Here is a 26946-nt window from a genome sequence, read left to right on the forward strand (position 1 = left end):
GTGGCTGTACATGAAGTTAGACTTGTCAAATATCGAATTATTTTCATCAAATGAGATTGATTTTGATAAAAAATGTACTTTTATCTATGGACCAAATGGTACAGGAAAATCAACAATAGCAAATGAAATTAAGAAAATGAATCAAGAATATGATGTGCATGTCTTTCAGGGATTTGAAAGTGTTATATCTCAAGAAAAAACATTGAATGCTGTAGTTTTGGGTGAAGAAAATGTAGAAATTTCTAAAAAGCTCGAAAAACAGAAGAAGTTGATTGAAGAAAAAGAAAATGAAATTGATGCAATTAGAAAAAGCGTACAAAAACCACTAGATAATAAAGAACAGAATTATTGGACTAGGAAAATTTTTGCAGAAAAAGAATGGAATACCGAAAACAAACATATTGAAAAATTTTATAGTCAAGCGGCATCTTCTATCAAAAATAGGAGTGATCCACAAATAGCCTCTGCAAATTACACAAAAAATCACTTTAAACAGGATATACCTAATGCAAAGTGTTTATCAGAGCAAGAAATTAATTTTGTTCATCAGATGATTAAGACACAAATTAAAGAAGTGAAGAAAATTGAATTTCCTATGCATAATATGCAGAAGTTGTATGATGAAGTAAAAGAGGTTATAAAATATAATCCAAAAGAGCCGATTACTATTGCTAGAATAGATAACGCTAAGAAACGGGAATTTGCACAAAGAGGATATGAAATTCATCATAAAGGAGATATTTGTGCTTTTTGTGGTAATAGGATCAAAGATGAAGTATTTGATGAGCTAGATCAATATTTTTCTGTCGAGGGTATAAAAGACTATCAGAAACAATTAAATGATTTGAACGATGAAATCGTGCAAATTGAACAAGAAATTTCTAATTTTAACATTGATCCTAGTTCTTTTTATCCGGAGTATATTCAAGAAGCTCAAAAGATTCAGAATGTAATCGTAACTATAAAAAAGAGTCAGAGGGATTTTTTATCAGAATTAGTGAATAAAATAAATTTCAAATGTAAACATTTATTTGCTGCAACAGAACAATTAGACTTGGAAATTCCTCAAGATTTTTGTGAGGTAAAAAAAGAATATAATGTTCTTTTAAAGAAAAATAATGATACGGATTTACCTGCAAAGCAAGAAGAAGCTAAGAATAAACTTAGATTGCATTACGTCAAACTTAAAATGGATGAGTATAAATTTGAGGAACACAAAGGTAAATTGGATGCCTTAAACAAACAAAAAATTGATAGAGATGAGGAATATTTCAAACAGTGCAGTAAAATATCTAATGGCAGTCAATTAAAAGAAGAATTAAAAAAGCTCAAAAAAGAATATAAATGTCTAGAAGCACAAACAATCAGTGAAACAAAATTGGTAGAAATTATTAATTCTAAATTGAATCAGATGGTTACTTTTGAACTTCATTATAGTAATAGTCAAAATAATAAAGGTATCTATAACATCAAGGATATTCGAAATAATGAAATTAGAGATGTTACAGAACTTTCGACGGGAGAGAAAAATATTATTGCATTTTTATATTTTATTGGGAAATTAGATGAGATAAAAGAAGCATCGAATAAGAAGAAAATAGTAGTTTTTGATGATCCGATGAATTCAAATGATGATGGTATGCAATATCTGATTATGCAAGAACTGCATAAATTAATGAATGGTTTGAATGAAGACGATTTATTTATTTTATTGACCCATAATAAACATTTTTATCTAAATGTAAAATATAGATTAAAGTATAATAAGAATTCTTTTTATCATCTTCAATCATTAGGAACAGAAACGAAAATAATACAAATCAAAAATAAAGAAGACGATTTCATTAATAATTATGATTCATTATGGAAAGAACTGAGAATCTTATATGATTATGAGTCTGCTTCTCCTGATTTATTATTAAATCCAATAAGAAGAATTATTGAGACATATACGAAATTTAATGTAATTAAAATGGAAAAATTTTGCGGAAGGGTTCCAGGTTCAAAAAAATTATTCGATGTTAATTCTCATTCTATTGATGATTTGACTGCAGAATTAAATGGTAAAACTAAAAAAGAAATATTGGAAATATTAAAAGAATGTTTTGAGAAAAATGGTGCTGAGTATCATTTTCACTCACATTGGGAAATGAATTAATACAGAGCTTGTTTTCTAAATTGAAAAGGAGATTTATCTTGGTAAAAAATCAACATGTTGTTCCACAATGTTATTTAAAGAACTTTGAAAATAAATATGGAAAAGTATTTGCGTACAATCTAAAGGCAAATATATGTATTCAAAAGTAGGTAGAAAATGTTTGTTATCATAAGTATACCTATGAATCGTAAAAATCATCTGTTGTTAATCATTTAGAAAATATATTTATCTAATTTTGAGGCGAGTCTATTTCCTAGTATAAAAAGGATTATTGAAGTGGTTAATAAAGTTGAATTATCGGAAGAAATAATTGATCATGAAACGACTTATATATATGATTTTGCAGCATATTCGAACTGATTCAAATCGTATATTATCTATGCGAGCGCTTTTTAGATTTTATAGTTTGAAACATCATATGAGTTTAGACGAGCTTCAACAAAAAGATTATTTAAGAAAATTGTTCAATACAAAATTTAAATCTCAGAATCAATTGGATAACTTAATAGAATATATGTATAAAAAAGAACATCCAATTAATAAGAATTGGTTTTTCGAAGGGGCATAAATTCTTTACTTCTGATAATCCAGTGATAAATTTTATATTCCAGATTCTATGCATTTTGAGGTGATGAAATATATATTGCCTGTTACGCCTCGAATATGTCTATATTTTTTTGGTTTAGATAGAGATAGAAAATTCCAAAGAAACAAGAATCTATTCCCTTATTATTTTCAGAATGATACTGTTGATGGATATAATCGTGCAATTATTAATGTTGCCAATTATTGGGCTATAGCGCAAGATGAGTTTAATATTTTTGATATCTATTATATAAAAAATAGAAAAAATAAAGACTATTAACGTATAGAGTAAGGAGGTGTTTTACAATTGAAAAATGAATTATTATTAACTTTAGATAAGTTGATTTCAAATTGGGAAAATGAAGTTGTTGAATTTAAAGAAGCGAATAAAGATTTTGATAAAGAAAAAATAGGTAAATACTTTTCGGCAATAAGTAATGAAGCAAATCTAAAAAATATCCAATATGGTTGGTTGGTTTTTGGAGTCCGAGATAAGGATAAAGCGATAGTTGGCTCTGATTATCGTTTAAAGGCTAACAGTTTAGAAAAACTGAAAGATGAGATTGCATTTCAAACAACAGGTAGCATATCTTTTATTGATATTTTTGAATTGTATCCAAAAGTTAATGGTAAATCAAAAAGGGTCATAATGATGCAAATTCCTGCTGCTGTTGCAGGAATTCCAACAGGTTGGAAAGATCATTATTATGGAAGAAATGGTGAATCTTTAGGTGCATTGTCCATAGATGAAATTGAACGTATACGAAGTCAACAGAATCGAGATTGGTCCAAGAAGACCATTGAAACTGCTACAATTGAACATTTGGATAAAAATGCAATTGTATTAGCTAGAAACAACTATAAAGAGAAAATGAAAAAACCACATATTACCGAAGAAGTTGATAATATGACGGATGAAGAATTTCTAACCAAAATCAAATTAATCCAAAATGGAAAAATCACCAATGCTTGTATGCTCTTATTAGGAAATGAAGATTATGATTATTTGTTTTCTACAACACCAGAAGCCTCTTGGCGTTTATATAATACACAAGGTGATATAAAGGATTATGAAATATTTAAAGTTCCTTTTATCACTTTGGGGGATAGAATTCTAAAAAAGATTCGTAATTTAACCTATCGATATATGACTAATGCAAATACTTTATTTCCAAGTGAAACAGATCAATATGATAATTGGTTATTAAGAGAGCTGTTGAATAATTGTATAGCACATTCTGATTATTTACTCGGAACGAGAATTTATATAGATGAGGAAGAAGATCAAATAACATTTAAAAATCCAGGCTCTTTCTTACCTGGAAGTATCCAAACAGCAATTCAAAAGAATTACAATTCTCCATTTTATCGAAATCAACTATTAGCAGAAACAATGGTAAAATTAAATATGATTGATACTCAATCCATGGGGATTCGAAAGGTATTTAAGATTCAAAAAGAAAAATACTTTCCCATGCCTGATTATGACTTCAGTACATTCAATCAAGTAAAAGTAACTGTTTACGGAAAAATATTAAATGATAATTATACACAGGTACTATTTAACAATCCTAATTTTGATATTGAAACAGTTTACCTTATTGATAGAGTCCAAAAATACTTACCCATTGATAAAGAAGCTGCTAAATACTTAAGAAAATTAAAGGTAATTGAAGGACGTTTCCCCAATATTTATATTTCTAATAAGATTGCTGAAATGATTGATAAAAAAGCAGACTATGTAAAAAATAAAGCTTTTGATGATAGATATTACCAAGAATTGATCATCAATTACTTAAAAAATTTTAATGAAGCAAGTCGAGATGAAATTAGGGCCCTTCTTTTTGACAAGCTATCGGATGTATTAACATATGATCAGAAAGATAGCAAAGTTAAAAATTTGCTTCAATTGTTAAAAAGACACGGGATTATAGAAACGGATAAAGGTGCGGTGAAAACATCGAAATGGAGATTAACTTCAAATTATAAAAATAAATTGTAAGGATATTTTTAATCAAGTTTACGTCACATTTCTTTCTTTTTTTTCGGCTCAAGTTTAAGAGGAATAAAGATTAAAAAAAATGAGAAATAAGTCTAATTTGATGTTTTAGGTAGTGTATTTACATCGCATTTCAACTCATTTGCGTCACATTTCGACTCATTTGCGTCACATTTGCGTCACATTTCGACTCATTTCTGTTTGATAGATTTCAAGATTTCACGATTAACCAGAAATGAATAAATACAAAAAAACCAACTCCAGGAGCGAAGGCATCTCGACATTTGTCTTACTGGCACGGCCAGCCCAGCTATATCCACACAAGTTGGTTTTGGAGTTATTGTAGTGTATTGTTTCATGATTTTCAAGGAGGTTTAGTATGGCTATTGAAGATATTAAAAATGAATTAGAACAAAGGTTTGCTGAACCTTTAGATGAATGTTATAAAAGAAGAATTATCTTTTGGAATGATGAAGATGGAGAGTTCTTAGAAGAAATACAGGATTTTTCTTTATCTAATGCAAAGGTGTTGATTCTTACTGGGAGCAATAATTTTTTGGCAAAGAAGTTATTGTCTAGTGATGATTTGGAATCTAATTACTTGGTATACCATCCTTTTTATGTGGATCCAGAAGAAGATTGGCTTTTAGATATTAAGTTATATAGTGAAAGTTATCGGGCAGATCTTGTCTCTCGTCGTATGCAGGAGATGCATATTTTAAATACACCTGAGTTACGTAATGAGGTTAAACACTATAAGGAATTTTTTAATGCCGCCAAAAGACGTGATTTAATCAAAAATTTTGATGGTACGATCGATTCGAAACAGAGTCTGTATATGTCAATTCTATCGGCTATCTGTGGTGTGAAAGAAAAATCGCCAGAAAGCATTATTCAAGCAACAATGATGGCTGGTGAAGATCTGACAAATTCAATTAAAAGGGATTTACTGAAATATAGTATCAACGATCCGTTTTGGTCCTTAGTTAGTAATACAACGGGCTACCAAGGAGAAAAGAATGTGGATGATCTAACAGTCCATGTTCTTTTAAGTGCGTTGTCTAGAACGCTATCAAGTGATGTATTGTCCGGTTTAGAAAATAAGTATTCAGATCTGCATAGTGGATTTTGTTACGATTTAGTATTTAATTGGATACATAGTCAGGATAAAGGTTCTTTTAAACATATTGCAGATTCTGTAAGTGAAGGATTGTGTTTATCTAATCGGTTTCAAAAATTTTCCATAGATGATTTAGTAAATACCGACATTCTACCTATTCTAGATGAAGTGATTGTTTCCAAAGTGATTGCAGGAATTTTAAATCAATCTTTAAACGCACAATTTATTAAAGAGGTTGTTGAGAAAAGAAAGACATCTGCTTGGTATGAAGAGTATGCCTATTTTTATGAAGGTATTTATCAAGTGGCGCTCATGAAGGAATTCTATGAATCACATGTACATAGCTTTCATCATGTGAATGCCAAGGAAATGTGGGATACCTATACGAAAGATTATTTTTATATGGATACGTATTATCGGGAATTTCATAATGCGTTTCGTACTTGCCTAGAGACTTTAAACACCAACTTAGATGATTTATTTAAAGAATTGGCTGAATATGTAGAAAAAGAATATAAGAATTGGTATTTGGAAAAATTGGCTAGTAATTGGAATACCGTCATTGAAAATGATTTAAAAGCTACGGGGCAAATTGCTCATATTCCGCAACAAACGGATTTTTATCAAGATATTGTTAAGAAGGTAGATGGTAAAGTCTTTGTGATCATTTCAGATGCCATGCGTTATGATGTTGCTTATTCTTTAGCACAACAATTGAAAACGGAAACCACAGCAAATGTAAATATCACAACGCAGCAAGGAATTTTTCCAACCATTACCAAGTTTGGGATGGCAGCCTTGCTCCCTCATCATGCATTAGAAGTAGTTGTAAACAACGGTAGCACAAAAGTATTAGTAGATGGGCATTCCAGTGAAATGAGTGATCGAGATGATATCTTAAAAGCTTTTAGTGAAAACAGCGGTGCCTTAAAGTTTAAAGATATGATTAGTATGAAACGAAATGAGCGACGAGCTGCTATCAAAGGAAAAGATATTGTGTATATCTATCATGATACAATTGATGCTTCGAGTCATAATGATGAAACTTCAGTTTTTGAAGCTTGTTCCAAAGCTATCACAGAAATTAAAAATTTAGTATCTGTTATTTGTGGAGAATTAAATGGTTTAAATGTTCTTATTACTTCCGATCATGGCTTTTTATATACTTACGAAGCATTAAGAGAAGATGACAAAATGGAAAGAAAAGACTTTAAACAAAATGTCATTGAACAAGGACGAAGATATGTAATAACGGATAAAGATGCCAATCCGGATTTCTTAATGTCTGTAAAAGGGATTTATAATGAAGCTGACCTATTGGGTTTTGCACCAAGAGAAAATATACGTATCAAATGTGCAGGTGGAACAAGATTTGTCCATGGAGGCACCAGTTTACAAGAAATGTGTGTTCCGATTATTCAATATAAATATTTAAGAACTGGATACAAATCTTATCGTTTAAACAAGGATAAATATGATATGAAACCAGTCACTGTATCATTATTGTCTTCCAACCGTAAGATTTCCAATATGATTTTTAATCTAAGCTTTTATCAAAAAGAACCAGTGAAAGATAATTTTGTGGCTTGTACATACTATGCTTATCTTACAGATTCAATCGGTAATGTGGTCAGTGATAAGCAAAAGATCATTGCAGATAAGACAAGTACGATTTCCAAAGATAGAGAAATCAAGTGCACATTTAACTTAAAATCACAAAAGTTTGATAGTAAAGAAATCTATTATCTGAATATAGTGGATGAGGATGGTGTTCAAGTGCCGGTAAAAGAAGAAATGCAAATCGATATTGCGATGTCATTTGATGAGTTTAATTTCTTTGACTAAAGAAAAATTTTTGAAGAAATGGAGGTACATATGGCAGATAGAGAAATAATAAAGGAAAAACTAAGGGATAATTTTGCAGGAAAAATTGTTCGCAAAGATCTAACAAAAAAGATAAAGGAAGGTGCGAATGTACCTGTCTATGTTTTGGAGTTCTTACTTGGTCAATATTGTGGAAGTGATGATGAAACGATTGTTGAACAAGGAATCGAAAAAGTAAAAAAGATTCTATCTGATAATTTTGTACGTCCAGATGAAGCCCAGAAGACATTGTCTATATTACGTTCCAAAGGCTTTTATACTATTATTGATAAAGTGACGATTAGTTTAAATATTCGAAAAGATGTCTATGAAGCAGAATTCTCTAATTTAGGTATTAAAGAAATTCCGATTTCTTCAGAATATCCAGAAAAGTATGATCGTCTATTGTGTGGAGGTATTTGGTGTATTGTTCAGCTGGAATATGAGTTTGATGAAGAGGATAAAAAAGGAAATCCCATTAAGATTGTCAAATTAAATCCCATACAGATGCCCCGTGTAGACATTGATCAACTTAAAGAGGGCCGTAAGGCATTCAATAAAGAAGAATGGATGGATGTTTTATTGCGTTCAATTGGTATGGAACCAGATCAATTCAATAAAAGAGAAAAATGGTTGTTGTTGATTCGTTTGATTCCACTGGTAGAGAATAATTATAACTTTTGTGAATTAGGACCTCGTAGTACGGGTAAATCACATATTTATAAAGAAATTTCACCAAACAGTATTTTAGTATCGGGTGGACAAACAACGGTTGCTAATCTTTTCTATAATATGGCTAAACGATCGGTAGGACTTGTTGGCTTATGGGATTGTGTTGCCTTTGATGAAGTAGCTGGAATTAAGTTTAAAGATAAAGATGGTATTCAAATCATGAAGGACTACATGGCCAGTGGTTCTTTTGCTCGTGGAAAAGAAGAAAAATCTGCATCTGCTTCTATGGTTTTTGTTGGAAATATCAATCAAAGTGTGGATGTTTTATTAAAGACATCATCTTTATTTGATCCATTTCCCGATGAAATGGGAACCGATACGGCCTTCTTAGATCGTATTCATTGTTATTTACCTGGATGGGAAGTGCCTAAATTTAGGCCAGAACACTTTACGGATGATTATGGTTTTATTACAGATTATTTAGCAGAATTTATTCGTGAACTTCGTAAAACCCAAGAAAGTGATGCTTTAGATAAGTACTTTAAATTGGGAAAAAATCTGAATCAAAGAGATACGATTGCAGTAAGAAAAACCGTATCTGGTTTAGTAAAGTTGCTGTATCCAAATGAGGATTATACCAAAGAAGAATTAGAAGAAATTTTATGTATTACATTGGAAATGAGAAGACGAGTCAAAGAACAATTAAAAAAGATAGGTGGCATGGAATTTTATGATGTAAATTTCTCATATATTGATAATGAAACTTTTGAAGAAAAATATGTATCCGTTCCAGAACAGGGAGCAAGTACATTAATTCCAGAAGGTATGTGTAATCCAGGACAAGTATATACAGTATCTGTTGGTAAATCGGGTATGATTGGCTTGTTTCGATTGGAATCACAAATTCTTCCAGGTAATGGTAAATTTGAACGAAATGGTATTGGAAGTGATCGTGAATGCCGTGAAAGCACACAAACTGCATTCAATTTTTTGAAAGCTAATAGCAATCGAATCAGCCAATCCATCAGTACAACCACAAAAGATTACATCATTCAATATCAAGATTTACAAGGCATTGGAATGACACATGATTTGGCATTACCGACATTAATCGCTATATGTTCGATTGCACTACAAAAACCAACTGTTAGTTCACTTGCCGTAATTGGTGATATCAGTATTAGTGGATCTGTAAATAAAGTGGAGAACTTGGCCAATACATTACAAGTATGTTTGGATTCTGGTGCTAAGAAAGTATTGCTTCCAATTACAGCAGCAGTTGATTTAGGAAGTGTACCTTCAGAATTAATTAGTTGTTTTCAATTGATTTTCTTCAACAGTGCAGAAGATGCCGTCTTTAAGGCTTTAGGCGTAGAATAGTAGATACTTGTAAGAAGAAATAAAATTTTCATATCGGAATCTTTCAATGAATGAGATCATTCATTATCTTGCCTTTTTCGTTACAAGATTATGGCAGATCCATGTATTTGAAGAAGGAAATACCCGGACGACAGCTATATTTTTTATTAAATATTTGCGAACCCTTGGATTGGATGCAACAAACGATATAATCGCTGAGAATGCATGGTATTTTCGTAATGCACTCGTGCGCGCCAACTACAATGATCTAAAACAGGGAATCCATGAGACCACCGAATATCTAGAGTTGTTTTGAGAAATCTTTTACTTGGTGAACACAATTCCCTTCAAAAACGGACGTTGCATATCCATAAAGCATTCAAAAAACCGGACATTAATGGTATGTTCACACCAAAAACAACGAATCAAATCTTGGCACTTCGAAAGAAATTTACAAGTCAGTCTGTTTTTGGTCGTTCGGATATCATGTATGCATTGGATATAAAAGTATTCAGAGCATCGGAGTTGTTAAAGGAAATGAGAGAAAAATATCATTGAATCGGTTTTGGGATTGGGTAAGGAAAAGTACCGATTTAAATCTTGAAAATGATTACTGACAAATGTGACTCACATCTTATTTTTTTGTATAAGAATTAGAAATGAAAAGGGAGGACCTATGATCAAAATCCTATTTGTCTGTCATGACAGTATCCCTAAAAGTCCCGGAAAAGCCAGTAAAAATCAATGGATTCACGAAAAAGAAAGGCACTTACTACACTACTACTACACCATTTTTGAAAGAGCCTTGATGTGACATAAGATAGTAAAGAAAAGATAATAGACTGTTTAATACAGTTTGAGAAGGATTATATTGGTTTTTTAATTTTTTTTTGGGGGGGTGCCATAACACGGAACGGAATTATAGATAGAAGATTGCCATGCGAACATATAGTTTTAGTTTCTTTAGGTTCGCTTTTGGACTTATGATATACAAAAAAGGTATTATTTAGACGTAGGCACGAGGGTATCGTGAAATTCATACTGAACTAGTTGGGAAAAATATATTGATGATATAATAATGATTCTGCTTTGTATGTTTTTCTAATAATTTTCATTACTAGGAGCACTTTTATTTTGTGGATCATTTTATGTTATTAGAGGGTATTTACCTTAGGAGCGAGGACACCTTGTTCTTGATTTCCTTTATGATATTATTTGTGACAATTGGTTATCTTGGGCCTTTCCAAAAGTAGGATAATAAATATTAGAACAGCCAACAAAATAAATATTTTCCATAAGGAGTTGAAAGAATGAAGTTAAAAAAAGAATTTGAAGATTTTTACAAATGTATAAGAATTGATTCGGAAACACAAAACCTGATTGATAAGCGAGAAACGTTGGAAGGAGAAATTAAAGATAAATTTCCAACTATTTTGAAAAATCATGATATTGAACTTAATAAAAGTGATATTCGTATGATTGATCAAGGAAGCTATAAATATAATACAACAATCAAATCTACAGTGGTTGATCGTGATGTTGCAGTGATGATTCCACTTGATATATCTGAGAATCCGGATCCTCGCAAGATTAAGAAATATCTTAAGGAATCTATAGATATACCTGTTCGTTCAGTATCAATCAAAGAGCCTTGTATAAGAGCAGAATATTATGAGAAAGGAGAAGAATGGTTGCATATTGATCTTCCTTTGTACGCGGATGATAATGGGGAAATATATTTGGCCAGAGGGAAAGCAAGCAGTAATGAATATTTGTGGGAACGGGCAGATCCAGACGGACTGAATGATGATTTATGCGAGAAGATTAATGGACATTATCAGTTAAGGAGAATCATTAGCTTCGTCAAGAAGTGGAAGAATGAAAAATATTCAAGTTCTACAAAAGATCATGAGGTTCCACCGAGCATCGGACTTACATATTTGGTCTGTGATTGTTTTTCAGAGCAAACAAGCAACGATGAAGACGACGATTTGCTCGCCTTACAGAAGACAATGAAATCTATAAAGGATAAGTTTTTATGCACTAAAAATGCACAGGGAGAGATAGCATCAGCAGATATTAGTAGATATCTTCCAGTTCAACCATACACAGATATATTTAAGAAAATGAGAGATAGTAGTACCAGTTATATGATTACGTTTTATAAGCGCCTTTCAATTGCAGTTGATAATTTAACGAATGCTGTAAATGTAGAATCAGCACATGATGCGGCGGAATATGTTCAAAAAGTTCTTGGTCCTGAGTTCACAGTACCAGCAAAGGAAGCAGTTGCAGTAGCTACGCAGAGTAAGAAGGAGCATAGTTTTGGATGAGCAGATGACAGCAAAAGAAATACTGGAGACATACGATAATATTGTTGTTATTCAGGTTTACCTTGAAGATTGGGTTATGTTTAGACTTTTTGGAAAGGAATTTTTGCTTATGAGTCCGTCAAAGGATGACATAAGTTCTACGGCAACAATATGTTTATATAATGATGAGGGCTTGGATTTTCCGCATATACTTCTGAAAAATATTAATATAGATGAAGGGGAAATGTTACCGGTCGGAAAGTACAGGTTGGTTTGTTTATATGAGCAAGAGAGTGTTGTTCAGTCTTTGTTTTCATATGAAGATAAAATTATGGACGCTGTGGATCGGCTGATAGAATTACTAACAATGACGAAAACGGAACGGGAAAAAGAGTTTCAAAAGGAATTCTTATATTATTGGAATAGCGCTGCTGATTTACAGTGCGCAGATGTTTATTTGAAGCAGGATATTAAATTTTGTAAGTTACAGAAATATTGTAGCGGAACAATAACCAGGTATATTGAGCAAGATGTAGGGTTAATGGATCTCAATTCTCGTAATTCCAAAGGGGAAAGAAAGTGGCAGCAACATTTTGAAACAGAAGTGTTTTTCATTCCGATTACTGACAGTAGGGAAATTTTACCACCATATCGTAATCATTTTTGGACTATCGAAAATGTCAAAGAGATCATTTATGGTAAGCAGATTAATCATATCAGTGCTGATACATATTTTCAGTTGAAAAGTGAGATTGTATATACACAAAATGTAATTCTTGTATTTGAGATGAATGGGGTGCATACAAAAGTTTGCTTTGCTGTGATGGTAAAATGCAAGAATAGGAGCGGAAGAACACTGCTTGAAAAGGTAAATGAAGACGGGATAGAGATATCATTGATTGCTACAAAAAGAAAGGATTATTTGTATTTAAACGAGATTATTGGCAATGACAGAATTTTATATGATAAGAAAGTACTCCTTGTAGGGGGCGGATCATTAGGAAGTTATGTAGCGCCTGAACTGGTGAAAAATGGTGCTTCTGATATTGTGCTTTATGATGGAGATAAGCTGTATGATGAAAATAGAATGCGTTGGGTATTTGGTGGATTAGGTATTAACTCAAATAAAGCTAATATACTTGGGCTTTTACTTAAAATGATTCATCCACAAGTGCATACAGAAATTCACGAAAATAATTTGGATGAAGAAGCACTGAAATCCGAACTACAATCGGTAGATTTGATCATTTTCACGATTGGAAGTAGTGATATGCAGTTGAGGTTTAATAGGATATTGAGTGAACTGCATTGTAAAATACCTGTTTTCTTTGTATGGCTTGAAGCTGGAGGTCAATATAGTCATATATTGACGGTTAATTACGAAAAACAGGGATGCTTTGAGTGTTTATATACGAATGCAGATGGTGAACTTGTAAATAATCGGGCTATGCTAAATACGGAAGCTCAGTTGGAAAGCAGTTTGGTCAGAAACGGTTGTGGGGGAACTAGAGCTGCATATGGAACATCTGTTTTGCTTAGAACAGTGGCTGTGTTGCTTAATATAATGCAAAAGGTTTTTTCGGGAGAAATAAAGAATAATACGTTAATTGATATTTTATCAGATAAGGTGTCATATCCTGCACATATTATTCCGATGGAGGGATGTAATTGCTGTGGAAATAGAAAAAAGTTGCAAATGTGTGAAACTGAAACTTCCAAATAATAAGGTGGTCGATGTTTTATCGCCTGTTCTAAACGAAATGTATCAATGGATACAGAATTCGGACGGAAAGCCGGAAAGTGGTGGTTATATTGTTGGGTATCGACACAAGGAAACGGGGCATATTTCTCTTGAGACAGTATCGCATCCTTATATGTTAGATACTAAAAATCGGCTTAGATTTAACATAAAAGACCCAGGTCATATGCTCTTTCTAAAAAAGGCAGAACGCAATAAAAGTTATTATATGGGGGTTTGGCATACACATCCACAGCGGATTCCCATTCCATCTAGTATAGATTGGGTAGACTGGACAGATTCTCTAAAAGAAGAAAAAACGGGATGTGAGTATATTTTTTTTGTAATTGTGGGTATAAAGGAATGGCGTGTTTGGGTAGGAAATTCACAAAATGGTATAATTACTGAAATTTTTGAATGTGAAAAGGGAAAGGATGGTTTATATCGATAGCAAAAGACGGGGAAATGAATATGGAAATAATAAAAAAAATAAAGGCAAATTTTGTCCAAATAGTAGAAGTATTGATATTAATAATAGTAATCTTTTTGCCATATATGCTAGATATTCCCTCATGGTTTGTGGCTTATTTGAAACATCACAAACCAGAACCAGACATTGGCGATTTTCTACCATATTACATATTAAAAACCGGCAATATGGCGATTATTTCATTGAGTTTATTATTTGTTACTCTTATAGCAATCCGTAGATACAACAAAGAATTTATAATGAATAATGATAATGTATATCATAATTATCCATATGTATGGTATTGGTTTTGCGCAAAAGTGTTGGGAATTAAAAAATGTAATCTTATTTTAGTACCGATATACATGCAGTTTAAACTTGTTGTTGAAAATATATTTAAAGATTACCCATTGGATGAAGCGGATTTTCCGATAATTGAAGATGAGCCGGAGTGCATCGTCAAAAAGAAAAATATGAGAGCAGATTTATTGGAGATAAATTTAATTCTTGAGGATACCTATGTTATAGAGTCAAACCAAATACCGTTTAGAAAGAAAACTCTACCAACAATTAAAATTAGCAGAAATATTGGAAATAGCCATACTCGCCATTTTAGCCCTAAATTTGTAAATGCAGTATCTGAAGAAATTAGGAAACTTCCACAAGTATATATAGTCAATGTTTATGCTACAACCAATCCAATGAATACGGTACGAATAATACGTTCTACGTTTAAAATGGCGGACCGAGGAAATATTCAGCATGTGTTTGTTTATCAGCAGAAGCGTAGCGGTATGCGTAGATTTGATGGAAAAGGACATAAGATTTATTAAGGTTTTTCGCTGTTTACTAATATATTAACTGTTTTATCTAATATAGGTAAAGGCGATTAGGAATGATACGGGAAATTAGTAATAAAGTTGAGATTACTACGGCACTAAAACTTATATGGGAAACATTTTTACAATTTGAAGCTCCTGACTATTCTGATGAAGGTGCTAAATCATTCCGGGACTTTATTGAAAATGAAAATATTGTAGCTTCTCTGGAATTTTGGTGAACCTATGAAAATGATGACTTGAGAGGCGTAATTGCTACAAATGAAAATCGAAAGCACATTTGCTGCTTTTTTGTGAAATCCAAGTACCATCGCTGTATTTTTCATTCAATATTTGCGAACCCTTGGATTGGATACCACAAATGATATTTTCGTAATGCCCTTGTACGCGCAAATTATAATGATTTGAAAAATCTTTTACTTGAGGAACAGAATCCCCTGCAAAACCGGACGTTGCATATCTGTAAAACATTCAAAAAACCGGACATTGGTGATGAAAAACCGGACATTGACGGCATGTTTTCACCAAAGACCACAAATCAAATATGGATGCTTCGAAAGAAATTTACAGACCAGTCTATTTTTGATCGTACGGATATCATGGCTACATTGGATAAAAAGTGTCCAGAGCATCGGAGTTGGTGAAAGAAATGTGAGAGAACAAATGAATTGAATCGGTTTTGGAATTTGGAAATCGTGAAAGCGGGATAACCAGTCCAATTGTCTCCATCATAGAAAATCAAGACAAGATATGTTAATTTAGGAATGAAAGAAAAAGGGGAGGTTCTATGCTCAAAATCCTATTTGTCTGTCATGGCAATATCTGTCGAAGCCCGATGGCTGAATTTATCATGAAGGATCTATGTCGAAAACAGGGATATACCATGGAAGTGGACTCGGTTGCGGCTACCTATGAAGAAATTGGCAATGATATGTATTATCCTGCTCGTTCAAAATTAAAAGAGAAGGGGATCCCATTTTCTAAAAGACAGGCACGCATCTTAACCAAATCGGACTATCAAAAATTTGATCATATCTATTATATGGATGCGGAAAATCGAAGAGATATCTTGCGAATTCTTGGCTCAGATCCACAACACAAAGTTCAACGCTTATTACCCGATCGCGATGTATCCGATCCCTGGTGGACGGATGACTTTGAGACGGCATATCAAGATATATGGGAAGGATGCATCTATCGTTTGAAACAATTGGCACAAATGATAGATGCATATGAGTAACAATTGATGGTAAACCTCGGTATAATGAAATCAATCATATAGAAAAGGAGGTTTATTATGAATAACCAAAAAGTAGTCGTTGTGGGTGGTGGTGTTTTAGGTTCACAAATTGCGTTTCAAGCTGCTTATCAAGGATTTGATGTCACATTCTGGTTACGGATGGAAAGTTCCAAAACGCGCACGCAGCCAAAATTGGATCGATTGAAATCCATTTATTTGTCCTCTTTGGAAGCGTTGAAACCGTATTGTGGAACGGATTATCCGTATTATCCCCATGGATTGGTAGCTGATCTTTCACAAACCAGTGTTGCGGATATCGAAGCCAAACAAGCCCAAGTCGAAAAAGCCTATGCTTCCATTGTCTTAGAATTGGATATGGCAAAGGCATGTAAAGATGCCATGATCGTCATTGAAGCCATGTCCGAAGATTTGGAAGCCAAGATCGATATCTATCAAAAATTATCACAATATTTAGAACCGGATACGATCCTGGCCAGCAATTCATCGACCATGGTACCTAGTCAATTTGTCGATCATATTAAACGGCCCGAACGTTATTTGGCGATGCATTTTGCCAATGAGATCTGGAAATACAATATCGTTGAGATCATGGGACATTCCCATACCGATCCTCATGTATTTGAACAAGCAGTTGCGTTTGGGAAGGAAATTGGTATGGAACCCATTTGTTTACAGAAAGAACAACCTGGCTATGTGCTGAATTCCTTGTTGGTGCCATTCTTAAATGCCGCTTTGAATTTATATGCCAACGGCATTGCCGATGCGCCAACTATTGATAAGACATGGCGTAAAGCGACAGGAGCTCCATATGGACCGATGCAGATCTTAGATATTGTGGGACTTCAAACGGCTTATAATATTGCTCGAATGAATCCAGCTATGAAAAAAGTGGCCGATATGTTGAAATCCTATATCGACCAAGGAAAGACTGGTGTACAAGCCAAAGCTGGATTTTATTCATACGAGTAGTGTATGGATAAAATACGAATGAATCGTTAGATCTTGTGTAAGTTCAGGATGAAACGACAAGGCTACTTGATTGTGATACTGAACGGCAACGATATGATCTTCTACTTTCGATAAAATTTGCACATCGGGATCGACCTGCGTAAAAAAAGGCGCCCGAATAAAAATCATCTCAACGGCCGTGGACAAAAAAGTACCACGGCTTTTAAAACTATGACTTTGCCGTCCAAACGCATTGCGGCGAATGGTAACCGGTAAAGTTTGGAGATAGACTTCTTGTTGATCTTCAATTTCTTGGGATAGTAAGATGCTTCCAGCACAAGTGGCCAATGTAGGTAAGCCCTGTTCAATCTTTTCTTTTAACGGTTGTAAAAGATCTTCTGTTTCTAAAAGACTTCCTTGGGTGGTGCTTTCACCACCAGGTAAGATGATTCCATCAATTGCATCGAGATCTTCTTTGTGTTTGACCTCCAAAGGTTGGACACCCAATTCTTTTAATACCTTTTCATGCTCGATAAAAGCACCTTGTAACGCTAAGACACCCACTGTTTTCATTGTCCTCTTTCCTCCATGATCAGTTCAATTTCATCGGCATTGATGCCCACCATTGCTGGGCCAAGATCTTTGGATAATTCCGCTAAGATATTTGGCTCATTATAATGGGTGACCGCTTGCACGATGGCTTTGGCTCGTTTGGCTGGATTACCAGATGCAAAAATGCCCGATCCCACAAAGACACCTTCGGCCCCCAATTGCATCATCAAAGCGGCATCCGCTGGTGTGGCAATTCCACCCGCTGCAAAATTCACAACGGGCAATTGGCCATTCGCATGCACATATTGAAGCAAAAAATACGAGACTTGCAGTTGTTTGGCTAAATCAAACAATTCATCCGCACGTTTACTGACCACCCATTGGATCTGTGCCTGCATCTTGCGCATATGCCGAACGGCCTGAATGACATCGCCCGTACCAGGTTCGCCTTTGGTACGGATCATGGCTGCTCCTTCTTCAATGCGCCGCAAAGCTTCTCCTAAATCGCGGGCTCCACATACAAAAGGAACCTGAAATCGGGTTTTATCAATATGATAGGTATCATCCGCCGGACTCAAGACTTCGGATTCATCGATATAATCGATATCCAATGCCTGCAAGATCTGGGCCTCGGCGATATGACCAATTCGACACTTGGCCATGACTGGAATGGAAACGGCTTGTTGGATGCCTTGGATCATTTTGGGATCACTCATTCGCGATACACCACCCGCTGCACGAATATCAGCAGGAATACGTTCTAAAGCCATGACGGCACAAGCCCCGGCCTCTTGCGCGATCTTGGCTTGTTCCGGTGTTGTGACATCCATGATGACCCCACCTTTCAACATTTGTGCAAGTCCACGATTGATTGTTTCATTCATTTCTTTCTGCCTCCTTGTTTGTTCATGGTTCCCATGGTACTATCATTCTGGATATATAAAAATATTCAAATTATAATTATTTTAAAATACCAGATAGGAGACAAATATGCTGACCTATGATTTAAAACAAGCCAATATCCCATTGTATATACAAATCTATCAATGCATCAAAAAAGATATCGTAGAAGGAAAACTCCAACCTCATGAAAAATTACCATCCAAACGATCCTTTGCCCGCCAACAAGGTCTTAGTACCATTACGATCCAAAATGCATATGACCAGTTGATTAGTGAAGGATATGTTTATACCCAACCCAAACGAGGCTATTTTGTGTCACCCCTTTCCAATGTTCCTCATGCCAGCCCGGTTTCATTAGACTATCATTTGGTGAAACCATCTCCTGTTTATGAGATCGATCTATCCGGGAATGGCACCATGCATTTTCCTATGTCCAATTGGGCGAAACTTTCGCGTCGCATCTACAATGAACAAGCGGATGCTTTATTGAAACGCTCAGAAAGTGCCGGTACCTTGATTTTGCGAAAGGCGATTGCCTCCCATCTACAGTCGTTTCGCAATATGATGGTCGATCCCAATCAAATCATTGTCGGCGCAGGAACGGAATATCTCTATGGCTTATTGATTCAATTGTTGGGAAGAAATCAAACCATTTGTTTGGAAGATCCAAGCTATCCTCGCTTATCCCAGATCTATCAAAAACAAGATGTTTCTATCTGTTATGCTGGATTGGATCATCAAGGCCTATCCATGGAACAATTACAGAAAACCAAAGCCAATATTGTTCATATTTCTCCCAACCATCAATTTCCAACCGGTATTCGGATGCCTACACCTCGTCGCTATGAAATTCTAGCCTGGGCCAATCAACAATCTCATCGCTACATCATTGAAGACGATTACGATAGTGAATTTCGCCGTCATGGCAAACCATTACCTACCTTATTCAGTATGGACGAAAGTGATCGCGTCATTTATATGAATACCTTTTCGCAATCTTTGAGTCCAACCATTCGAATCAGTTATATGGTCTTACCACTCTCTTTAGCCAAACGGTATTATCAAGAATTATCCTTTTATGCGTGTACAGTATCCAATTTTGAACAATATACTCTGGCGGCTTTTCTAAACGAAGGCTATTTTGAAAAACACATCAATCGCATGCGATTGTATTATGGTCGTTTACGTAAACAAATCATGACCACGATCAAACAATCGGACCTACCCGTTGCCATCATTGAAAATGAATCCGGCTTGCATTTTCTTTTACAATTAAAAACAAACCTTTCCGATGCGCAGATCATCGAACACATGCATGCGGCCTCGATTCAGATCCATGCGCTATCGGATTATTATCAAAAACCCTATGATACCCATACGTTTTTGATTAACTATGCCCAATTGACACCAGAAAAGATGCAAAAAGTGTGTAAAGCATTTCTTTACATTATTTCTGAAAATAATTCTTGAAAATCATTGAAAATATGTTACGATATTTTCACAAAGAAACCGATGAGGCGGAGATCAAACGAAAAGATGTGCCAAAGCGAGTCTGGGACGGTGCAAGCCAGATGGTAACAATTTCGCAAATGGACCGCTGAGGGCATAGTCAAAAGCAATGCTGAGTATTCTATGACGTAGGATCGGCGTCAACGATCAAGAATCTGTTGGGATTCTCTAAGTGTACAGGTGATAACTTGTAAAACAAGGTGGCACCGCGGGTCTATTCACTCGTCCTTGATAGTTTTTTTCTATCGGACGAGTTTTTTATTTAGGAGGTAAAACCAATGTATCCTAGCTTTGCACAAATTCAATCGTATGCGAAAGACTATCGACGCGTTCCTTTATGCACCGAGATCTTCGCCGATATGTATACCCCTGTTCAAGTTCTTCAAATTTTGCGTAATGTATCGAAGCATACCTATGTACTTGAAAGTGCAAGTCAAGATCAACAATGGGGTCGTTATTCTTTTTTGGGCTATGATCCCACCATGGAAATCACATGCACCGATGGAAATATGCATATTCGTTCCCTCGATGGAACGATAGATGAGCAATTTCAAACAGCTCATCCCAAAAATGAATTAAGAAAGATCATGGAACGATATACCAGTCCCAAAATTGAAGGGCTGCCACCCTTTAGCGGCGGACTGGTCGGTTATTTCAGTTATGACTATATCAAATATAGTGAACCCAAATTGAAGCTCCATCACCACGATACCGATTTTAAAGATATGGACGTCATGTTGTTTGATTCGGTCATCTGTTTTGATCACTATAAACAAAAGATCATCTTGATGACCGGTGTCTTTACCTCGGATTTGGAAGCCTCCTATTCACAAGCCATCCAGAAATTGGCAGCCATGAAAAAGGTATTAAAAACAGGGAAGAAAAAACAATTTGCCCCCATTCATTTGGAAGAAGACATTCATGGCGAATGTACCGAACGTGAATTTGAAGACATGGTCAATACGGCTAAACACTATATTCACGAAGGGGATATCTTCCAAGTTGTGCTGTCCAATCCCATGCGTGCCAAAGCCACTGGATCTTTATTTGATACCTTCCGCGTCTTGCGCACGTCCAATCCCAGCCCATATATGTTCTATTTTTCCGGTGAAGATATGGAAATGGCGGGAGCCAGTCCAGAAACCTTGGCGAAATTAGAAAATGATACCTTATTTACTTTTCCCTTAGCCGGTACTACCACACGCGGTAAGACACCCGCTCAAGATAAAGCCAAGGAACGAGCGCTCTTAGCGAATGAAAAAGAACGAGCCGAACACAATATGCTGGTCGATCTTGGTCGTAATGATATTGGTCGCATTGCCAAAATTGGCAGTGTATCGGTCGATAAATACATGGCCATTGAACGCTTTAGTCAAGTCATGCACATTGGTTCAACCGTGACCGGTACCATTCGTCCAGATCTTGATGCCTTAGATGCACTCGATTCCATCTTGCCCGCTGGCACCTTATCAGGAGCCCCAAAATTTCGAGCGTGTGAGATCATCGATGAATTGGAACATTCCAAACGAGGCATCTATGGAGGAGCCATCGGCTACATCGATTTTACTGGTAACTTAGATACTTGCATTGCCATTCGTTTGGTGTATAAAAAAGATCACGAAATTTGTATTCGTTCAGGAGCGGGTATTGTTGCCGACAGTATACCTGAAAACGAATATCGCGAATGCCAAAACAAGGCCAAAGCCGTTGTTCAGGCAATCCAACAAGCACAGGAGGGATTTGAATGATTTTATTGATCGATAATTACGATAGTTTTTCCTACAATGTGTATCAATGGATCGGTTCCGAATGTTCGGATATCCAAGTGGCCAGAAACGATGAAATCACCCTGGATGCGATCAAAGCGGACCGTCCCGATGCCATTGTGTTATCCCCCGGTCCCAAACGACCCGAAGATGCCGGAATCTGTATCGATTTGATCCAAACCTTTTATCCAAACATTCCCATCTTAGGCATTTGTTTAGGACATCAAGCCATTGCCCAAGCCTTTGGCGCCACAATCACGTATGCCAAACAACTCATGCATGGTAAACAGGACACCATCCATGTGATCCAAGAGGATCCGATATTTGGTGGATTGAAACAATTTCCTGCGGCGCGATACCATAGCTTATCGATCCAAGCCGATACCTTGCCCAAAGAACTCAAAGTTTTAGCCAAAAGTGAGGATGACGAGATCATGGCTATCAAACATGTCAACTATCCACTATATGGATTTCAATTTCATCCCGAAAGTGTGATGACACCCGACGGACCTTTATTTATCAAACAGTTTATTTCAATGATTGGAGGACAAACAAAATGATCAAAGAAGCGATTGAAAAAATTGTAAGAAAAGAAGATTTAACCTATGACGAGGCCTATACCGTCATGAATGAGATCATGTCAGGAAAAACGTCACAAGTTCAAAATGCCGCCTTCTTGGCTGCCCTATCCACCAAGAGTGCACATATGGAAACCATCGATGAAATCAGTGGTTGTGCCCAAGCCATGCGGGAAAAAGCCATTCCCTTTGATCGCGGCGATATGGATGTGATGGATATTGTCGGAACCGGAGGAGATGGGGCCCATAGTTTCAACATTTCTACTACGGCTGCACTTGTTTTAGCTAGCGGTGGTGTCAAGGTAGCTAAACACGGCAATCGTGCCGCTAGTTCCTTATCTGGTACGGCCGATTGTTTAGAAGCTTTGGGTGTGAATATCCAACAAGATCCAGCCAAGGCCAAAGAACTCTTAGAAAAAGTCGGCATGTGCTTCTTCTTTGCGCAGAAATATCATACCTCGATGAAATATGTCGGTGCCATCCGTAAAGAATTAGGATTCCGTACCGTATTCAATATCTTAGGTCCATTGACCAATCCAAGTAAACCAAATTATTTCTTATTGGGCGTCTATGATCAATATTTAGTCGAACCGGTCGCAAAAGTATTGACCAAATTAGGCGTAGAACGTGGCTTTGTCGTTTATGGCATGGACAAATTGGATGAAATCAGCATTTCGGCGCCTACACTGGTTTGTGAAATTCGCGATGGCTTCTATCGAACCAGCACCATTACCCCGGAACAATTTGGCTTCCAACGCGCTTCCAAAGAAGATATCGTCGGTGGTACGCCACAAGAAAATGCCCAATTGACCAAGGATATCCTAGCAAATCAGATCCAAGGACCAAAACGTGATATCGTTTGTATGAATGCTGGTCTTGGTTTCTATATCTATGGAAAAGCCGCTTCCATGGAAGAGGGCGTTCAATTGGCGGATCAGATCATTACCGAAAAGAAAGGATTGGCAACCTTAGAAAAATTGATTGAGGTTTCCAATGCCTGATATCTTAGAAACAATTGCAGCAGCGACAAGAAAACGAGTCGAAAAAGAAAAAGCCGAAGTTTCCCTTGATCAAGTTAAAGCCCAGGCCGAAGCCATGCCGATGGGAAATCATTCCTTTTATCAAGCCTTAGCCAAACCGGACATATCCTTTATTTGTGAGTGTAAACAAGCTTCTCCATCCAAAGGACAAATTGTGGATGTCTTTCCCTATGTAGACATTGCGAAAGACTATGAACAAGCCGGCGCCGATGCGATATCGGTCTTGACCGAACCCCAATGGTTTAAAGGAAAATTAGATTATCTACAAGAAATCAGTTCGACTGTTTCTATTCCTTGTTTACGAAAAGATTTTACGATCGATCCGTATATGATTTATCAAGCCAAGATGTATGGGGCGAGTGCTGTTTTATTGATTGTATCCATTTTGGATCCGGATGAAATCAAAGCGTATTTCGAATTGGCAGAATCCTTAGGCATGGATGCATTGGTAGAATGTCATGATGAAAAGGAAGTAGAAATTGCGAAAGCGGTAGGAGCCAAGATCATTGGCGTCAACAACCGGAATTTACGCAACTTTTCCGTGGATTCGACCAATTGTTTACGATTGCGCCAACAAGTTGGCACCGATTGTTTATTTGTCGCTGAAAGCGGCGTCAAAAATCATGTGGATATTCAAAAATTAGAAGATGCCCAAGTCAATGCGGTATTGATTGGGGAAACCATGATGAAAGCAGTCGACAAGAAAGCGATGTTGGAAAGGTTAAAGTATGGCCAAGATTAAAATTTGTGGTTTGCGTAGACAAGCCGATATTGAAATGGTCAATACCTATAAGCCGGATTATGGTGGCTTTATCATTGACTTTCCCAAAAGCTTTCGTTCATTGGATATAGAAGAAGTAGAGAAACTCACCAAACAATTGGATCCAGATATCATTTCCGTTGGCGTGTTTGTGAATGAAGACAACGAAGTCATTCGTGATTTATTGACACGAAAAGTCATTCAAATGGCCCAGTTACATGGTCAGGAAACGGAAGCGGATATTCAATATCTCAAATCCTTTGGTCCCATCATCAAAGCCTTTGAAATCCATAATGAAGAGGATCTAGAAAAAGCCGCGCAAAGCAGTGCTGATTATGTATTATTAGATAGTGGCAAGGGAAGTGGCCAAACCTTTAATTGGCAAATGATCCAAGCCATGGATCGTGCCTTTTTTCTAGCGGGTGGATTGGATGAAACCAATATTGAACAAGCCATTCAAACGGTTCACCCTTATGCCATCGATATATCGAGTGGGGTAGAAACCAATCGAGTCAAAGATGCCAATAAAATACGAATGTGTGTACAGAAAGGAAGAAAATTATGAGTAAAGGACGATTTGGAATTCATGGAGGACAATATATTCCGGAAACCCTCATGAATGCCGTTATTGAATTAGAAGAAGCCTACAATAAATATAAAGATGATCCAGAATTCAATCAAGAACTGGAAACCTTGTTGAATGAATATGCCGGACGACCTTCGCGTTTGTATTATGCGAAACATATGACTGAAGATCTCGGTGGTGCCAAAGTGTATTTGAAACGAGAAGATCTCAATCATACCGGTGCTCACAAGATCAACAATGTATTGGGTCAATGTTTGTTGGCAAAGAAAATGGGAAAGACCCGTGTCATTGCCGAAACCGGTGCTGGTCAACATGGTGTCGCAACTGCAACCGTTGCTGCTTTGATGGGCATGGAATGTGAAATCTTTATGGGTGAAAAAGATACCGAACGACAGGCATTGAATGTCTATCGTATGGAATTATTGGGTGCCAAAGTCCATCCTGTTAAATCTGGAACCGGAACGTTAAAGGATGCCGTTAATGAAACTTTCCGTGATTGGACTTCACGCATTGATGATACGCATTATGTATTGGGTTCTGTCATGGGACCTCATCCATTCCCAACAATCGTGCGTGATTTTCAAGCGGTTATCTCCAAAGAAATCAAAGCACAGATGTTAGAAAAAGAAGGACGCTTACCAGATGCTGTCATTGCGTGTGTCGGTGGTGGATCCAATGCGATTGGTTCTTTCTATCATTTCATTGATGATCCACAAGTCCAATTGATTGGTTGTGAAGCAGCGGGTCGTGGTATCCATACCAAAGATACAGCGGCTACCATTGCGACAGGTAGTTTAGGCATTTTCCATGGTATGAAATCCTATTTCTGCCAAGATAAGTATGGTCAAATTGCCCCGGTTTATTCCATCAGTGCTGGTTTGGATTATCCTGGCATTGGTCCGGAACATGCGATGCTGCACGATATGGGTCGTGCTCAATATGTACCGATCACGGATGATGAAGCGGTTGATGCGTTTGAATATTTATCACGTACCGAAGGTATCATTCCAGCTATTGAGAGTGCACATGCCGTAGCGTATGCCCAAAAATTGGTTCCAACCTTGCCAAAAGATAAGATCGTGGTCATTACGATTTCGGGTCGCGGGGATAAAGATGTCGCAGCGATGGCACGCTATCGCGGAAAGGAGATTTATGAATAAAAATATAGAAAGAGCCTTTGATCATGGCAAAGCCTTTGTGGCTTTTGTGACTTGTGGCGATCCAGATCTTGACACTACCAAAAAGATCATCAAAGCTTTAGAAAAAGGAGGATGTGATCTGATTGAATTGGGTATTCCTTTCTCCGATCCAACGGCAGAAGGCCCGGTCATTCAGGAAGCCAATGAAAGAGCCTTATCCAACGGATGTACGACCGATGATGTCTTTGAAATGATCAAAGAAGTTCGTAAAGAAACATCCATTCCCATGGTCTTCATGACCTATGCCAATGTGGTTTTCCATTATGGTACCGAAAAATTTTGTCAAAAGATGGTGGATACGGATATGAGCGGGATCATCTTACCGGATGTACCCTATGAAGAAAAAGATGAATTTGAAACGGTATGTCATCAATATGGATTGGATTTTATCCGCATGATTGCACCAACCAGTCATGATCGTATCCAGATGATTGCCGAAGATGCCCAAGGCTTCTTGTATTGTGTATCCAGTCTAGGTGTGACAGGAACGCGTTCTAAGATCACGACCAATGTCAATGAAATGGTCGATATTGTTCGTCATGTGAGTGATATTCCTTGTGGGATTGGTTTTGGTATTTCAACGCCGGAACAAGCCAAAAAGATGACCGAAAAAGCAGATGCGGCCATTGTCGGTTCGGCCATCATCAAGATCATTGCGAAATATGGAAAAGAAGCCCCCGATCAGGTGGAAGCCTATGTGCGTTCCATGGTCGAGGCCATACGGTAGAGA

The 26946-nt window shown here is 36.3% G+C and carries 25 protein-coding genes; 23 read left to right on the top strand and 2 right to left on the bottom strand.

Translation table 11 applies throughout. The annotated features are described in order from the left end of the window. Window positions 1-10 precede the first annotated feature (10 nt). The 15 genes from SOS22_RS06315 (at window position 11) to SOS22_RS06380 (ending at window position 17344) form a co-directional block, all read left to right on the top strand. Window positions 11-2158, top strand: coding sequence for an AAA family ATPase (locus tag SOS22_RS06315; RefSeq protein WP_320596683.1), 2148 nt, complete (start codon window positions 11-13; stop codon window positions 2156-2158). Between the two features lie 38 nt (window positions 2159-2196). Next, window positions 2197-2307 (top strand): DUF4238 domain-containing protein, encoded by a 111-nt coding sequence (locus tag SOS22_RS10880; protein WP_414144417.1) that lies wholly within the window; start codon window positions 2197-2199, stop codon window positions 2305-2307. Window positions 2308-3050: 743 nt separating this feature from the next. Next, window positions 3051-4745 (top strand): ATP-binding protein, encoded by a 1695-nt coding sequence (locus tag SOS22_RS06320; RefSeq protein WP_320596684.1) that lies wholly within the window; start codon window positions 3051-3053, stop codon window positions 4743-4745. 376 nt (window positions 4746-5121) lie between these two features. Continuing rightward, a complete protein-coding gene (gene pglZ / locus SOS22_RS06325) occupies window positions 5122-7707 on the top strand; it encodes a BREX-1 system phosphatase PglZ type A (protein WP_320596685.1) in 2586 nt (861 codons plus the stop codon). A 30-nt stretch (window positions 7708-7737) separates the two neighbouring features. Beyond that, window positions 7738-9777 carry a protease Lon-related BREX system protein BrxL gene (gene brxL / locus SOS22_RS06330; protein ID WP_320596686.1) on the top strand — a complete coding sequence of 680 codons (2040 nt, stop codon included), beginning with the start codon at window positions 7738-7740 and terminating at the stop codon, window positions 9775-9777. Window positions 9778-9796: 19 nt separating this feature from the next. Then, a complete protein-coding gene (locus SOS22_RS06335; protein WP_414144420.1) occupies window positions 9797-10072 on the top strand; it encodes a Fic family protein in 276 nt (91 codons plus the stop codon). Continuing rightward, window positions 10069-10314: a hypothetical protein gene (locus tag SOS22_RS06340; protein WP_320596688.1), complete on the top strand. Its 246-nt coding sequence runs from the start codon at window positions 10069-10071 to the stop codon at window positions 10312-10314. Before SOS22_RS06335 ends, SOS22_RS06340 begins: the two co-directional genes overlap by 4 nt. A gap of 752 nt (window positions 10315-11066) precedes the next feature. Beyond that, window positions 11067-12089 carry a cyclic GMP-AMP synthase DncV-like nucleotidyltransferase gene (locus SOS22_RS06345; protein WP_320596689.1) on the top strand — a complete coding sequence of 341 codons (1023 nt, stop codon included), beginning with the start codon at window positions 11067-11069 and terminating at the stop codon, window positions 12087-12089. A gap of 4 nt (window positions 12090-12093) precedes the next feature. Continuing rightward, window positions 12094-13791: a ThiF family adenylyltransferase gene (locus tag SOS22_RS06350; protein ID WP_320596690.1), complete on the top strand. Its 1698-nt coding sequence runs from the start codon at window positions 12094-12096 to the stop codon at window positions 13789-13791. Then, window positions 13742-14257: a Mov34/MPN/PAD-1 family protein gene (locus SOS22_RS06355; protein ID WP_320596691.1), complete on the top strand. Its 516-nt coding sequence runs from the start codon at window positions 13742-13744 to the stop codon at window positions 14255-14257. The genes SOS22_RS06350 and SOS22_RS06355 overlap by 50 nt, the downstream gene beginning before the upstream one ends. 20 nt (window positions 14258-14277) lie before the next feature. After that, window positions 14278-15108 carry a hypothetical protein gene (locus SOS22_RS06360; RefSeq protein WP_320596692.1) on the top strand — a complete coding sequence of 277 codons (831 nt, stop codon included), beginning with the start codon at window positions 14278-14280 and terminating at the stop codon, window positions 15106-15108. A gap of 62 nt (window positions 15109-15170) precedes the next feature. Continuing rightward, on the top strand, window positions 15171-15335 hold the full coding sequence (locus SOS22_RS06365; protein ID WP_320596693.1) for a hypothetical protein: 165 nt from the start codon (window positions 15171-15173) through the stop codon (window positions 15333-15335). 183 nt (window positions 15336-15518) lie between these two features. Continuing rightward, a complete protein-coding gene (locus SOS22_RS06370; RefSeq protein ID WP_320596694.1) occupies window positions 15519-15758 on the top strand; it encodes a hypothetical protein in 240 nt (79 codons plus the stop codon). Between the two features lie 143 nt (window positions 15759-15901). Continuing rightward, complete coding sequence (locus tag SOS22_RS06375) at window positions 15902-16354, top strand: low molecular weight protein-tyrosine-phosphatase (protein WP_128519316.1); 453 nt, start codon at window positions 15902-15904, stop codon at window positions 16352-16354. A gap of 57 nt (window positions 16355-16411) precedes the next feature. Next, on the top strand, window positions 16412-17344 hold the full coding sequence (locus SOS22_RS06380) for a 3-hydroxyacyl-CoA dehydrogenase (protein WP_320596695.1): 933 nt from the start codon (window positions 16412-16414) through the stop codon (window positions 17342-17344). Here the strand turns inward: SOS22_RS06380 and pdxT are convergent. Beyond that, a complete protein-coding gene (gene pdxT / locus SOS22_RS06385) occupies window positions 17333-17896 on the bottom strand; it encodes a pyridoxal 5'-phosphate synthase glutaminase subunit PdxT (protein ID WP_320596696.1) in 564 nt (187 codons plus the stop codon). The genes SOS22_RS06380 and pdxT overlap by 12 nt on opposite strands. Next, on the bottom strand, window positions 17893-18759 hold the full coding sequence (gene pdxS, locus SOS22_RS06390) for a pyridoxal 5'-phosphate synthase lyase subunit PdxS (RefSeq protein WP_414144418.1): 867 nt from the start codon (window positions 18757-18759) through the stop codon (window positions 17893-17895). Before pdxS ends, pdxT begins: the two co-directional genes overlap by 4 nt. A 106-nt stretch (window positions 18760-18865) precedes the next feature. On the opposite strand from pdxS, the gene SOS22_RS06395 reads away from it, so the two are divergent. From SOS22_RS06395 to trpA, 8 genes are all read left to right on the top strand, one after another. Next, window positions 18866-20248: a PLP-dependent aminotransferase family protein gene (locus tag SOS22_RS06395; RefSeq protein WP_320324657.1), complete on the top strand. Its 1383-nt coding sequence runs from the start codon at window positions 18866-18868 to the stop codon at window positions 20246-20248. Between the two features lie 317 nt (window positions 20249-20565). Continuing rightward, complete coding sequence (gene trpE / locus SOS22_RS06400; protein ID WP_320596697.1) at window positions 20566-22035, top strand: anthranilate synthase component I; 1470 nt, start codon at window positions 20566-20568, stop codon at window positions 22033-22035. Then, complete coding sequence (locus SOS22_RS06405; protein ID WP_320596698.1) at window positions 22032-22613, top strand: aminodeoxychorismate/anthranilate synthase component II; 582 nt, start codon at window positions 22032-22034, stop codon at window positions 22611-22613. The genes trpE and SOS22_RS06405 overlap by 4 nt, the downstream gene beginning before the upstream one ends. Next, on the top strand, window positions 22610-23632 hold the full coding sequence (trpD, locus tag SOS22_RS06410) for an anthranilate phosphoribosyltransferase (protein WP_320596699.1): 1023 nt from the start codon (window positions 22610-22612) through the stop codon (window positions 23630-23632). Before SOS22_RS06405 ends, trpD begins: the two co-directional genes overlap by 4 nt. Then, on the top strand, window positions 23625-24413 hold the full coding sequence (trpC, locus tag SOS22_RS06415) for an indole-3-glycerol phosphate synthase TrpC (RefSeq protein ID WP_320596700.1): 789 nt from the start codon (window positions 23625-23627) through the stop codon (window positions 24411-24413). Before trpD ends, trpC begins: the two co-directional genes overlap by 8 nt. Further along, window positions 24400-24996, top strand: a complete 597-nt coding sequence (locus tag SOS22_RS06420) for a phosphoribosylanthranilate isomerase (RefSeq protein WP_320324652.1) — start codon at window positions 24400-24402, stop codon at window positions 24994-24996. The genes trpC and SOS22_RS06420 overlap by 14 nt, the downstream gene beginning before the upstream one ends. Beyond that, window positions 24993-26177, top strand: coding sequence for a tryptophan synthase subunit beta (gene trpB, locus SOS22_RS06425; RefSeq protein WP_320596701.1), 1185 nt, complete (start codon window positions 24993-24995; stop codon window positions 26175-26177). The genes SOS22_RS06420 and trpB overlap by 4 nt, the downstream gene beginning before the upstream one ends. After that, window positions 26170-26943 carry a tryptophan synthase subunit alpha gene (gene trpA, locus SOS22_RS06430; RefSeq protein WP_320596702.1) on the top strand — a complete coding sequence of 258 codons (774 nt, stop codon included), beginning with the start codon at window positions 26170-26172 and terminating at the stop codon, window positions 26941-26943. Before trpB ends, trpA begins: the two co-directional genes overlap by 8 nt. Window positions 26944-26946: the final 3 nt, after the last annotated feature.

The organism is Absicoccus sp. (genome assembly GCF_034090965.1).
GTDB lineage: Bacteria > Bacillota_I > Bacilli_A > Erysipelotrichales > Erysipelotrichaceae > Absicoccus > Absicoccus intestinalis.

Bases quoted from the DNA above. Each gene is read 5' to 3' on its own strand.
- SOS22_RS06315 (WP_320596683.1), top strand. From the start codon at position 11: ATGAAGTTAGACTTGTCAAATATCGAATTATTTTCATCAAATGAGATT.
- pglZ (WP_320596685.1), top strand. From the start codon at position 5,122: ATGGCTATTGAAGATATTAAAAATGAATTAGAACAAAGGTTTGCTGAA.
- brxL (WP_320596686.1), top strand. From the start codon at position 7,738: ATGGCAGATAGAGAAATAATAAAGGAAAAACTAAGGGATAATTTTGCA.
- SOS22_RS06345 (WP_320596689.1), top strand. From the start codon at position 11,067: ATGAAGTTAAAAAAAGAATTTGAAGATTTTTACAAATGTATAAGAATT.
- SOS22_RS06350 (WP_320596690.1), top strand. From the start codon at position 12,094: ATGACAGCAAAAGAAATACTGGAGACATACGATAATATTGTTGTTATT.
- SOS22_RS06360 (WP_320596692.1), top strand. From the start codon at position 14,278: ATGGAAATAATAAAAAAAATAAAGGCAAATTTTGTCCAAATAGTAGAA.
- SOS22_RS06365 (WP_320596693.1), top strand. From the start codon at position 15,171: ATGATACGGGAAATTAGTAATAAAGTTGAGATTACTACGGCACTAAAA.
- SOS22_RS06375 (WP_128519316.1), top strand. From the start codon at position 15,902: ATGCTCAAAATCCTATTTGTCTGTCATGGCAATATCTGTCGAAGCCCG.
- SOS22_RS06380 (WP_320596695.1), top strand. From the start codon at position 16,412: ATGAATAACCAAAAAGTAGTCGTTGTGGGTGGTGGTGTTTTAGGTTCA.
- pdxT (WP_320596696.1), bottom strand. From the start codon at position 17,896: ATGAAAACAGTGGGTGTCTTAGCGTTACAAGGTGCTTTTATCGAGCAT.
- pdxS (WP_414144418.1), bottom strand. From the start codon at position 18,759: ATGAATGAAACAATCAATCGTGGACTTGCACAAATGTTGAAAGGTGGG.
- SOS22_RS06395 (WP_320324657.1), top strand. From the start codon at position 18,866: ATGCTGACCTATGATTTAAAACAAGCCAATATCCCATTGTATATACAA.
- trpE (WP_320596697.1), top strand. From the start codon at position 20,566: ATGTATCCTAGCTTTGCACAAATTCAATCGTATGCGAAAGACTATCGA.
- SOS22_RS06405 (WP_320596698.1), top strand. From the start codon at position 22,032: ATGATTTTATTGATCGATAATTACGATAGTTTTTCCTACAATGTGTAT.
- trpD (WP_320596699.1), top strand. From the start codon at position 22,610: ATGATCAAAGAAGCGATTGAAAAAATTGTAAGAAAAGAAGATTTAACC.
- trpC (WP_320596700.1), top strand. From the start codon at position 23,625: ATGCCTGATATCTTAGAAACAATTGCAGCAGCGACAAGAAAACGAGTC.
- SOS22_RS06420 (WP_320324652.1), top strand. From the start codon at position 24,400: ATGGCCAAGATTAAAATTTGTGGTTTGCGTAGACAAGCCGATATTGAA.
- trpB (WP_320596701.1), top strand. From the start codon at position 24,993: ATGAGTAAAGGACGATTTGGAATTCATGGAGGACAATATATTCCGGAA.
- trpA (WP_320596702.1), top strand. From the start codon at position 26,170: ATGAATAAAAATATAGAAAGAGCCTTTGATCATGGCAAAGCCTTTGTG.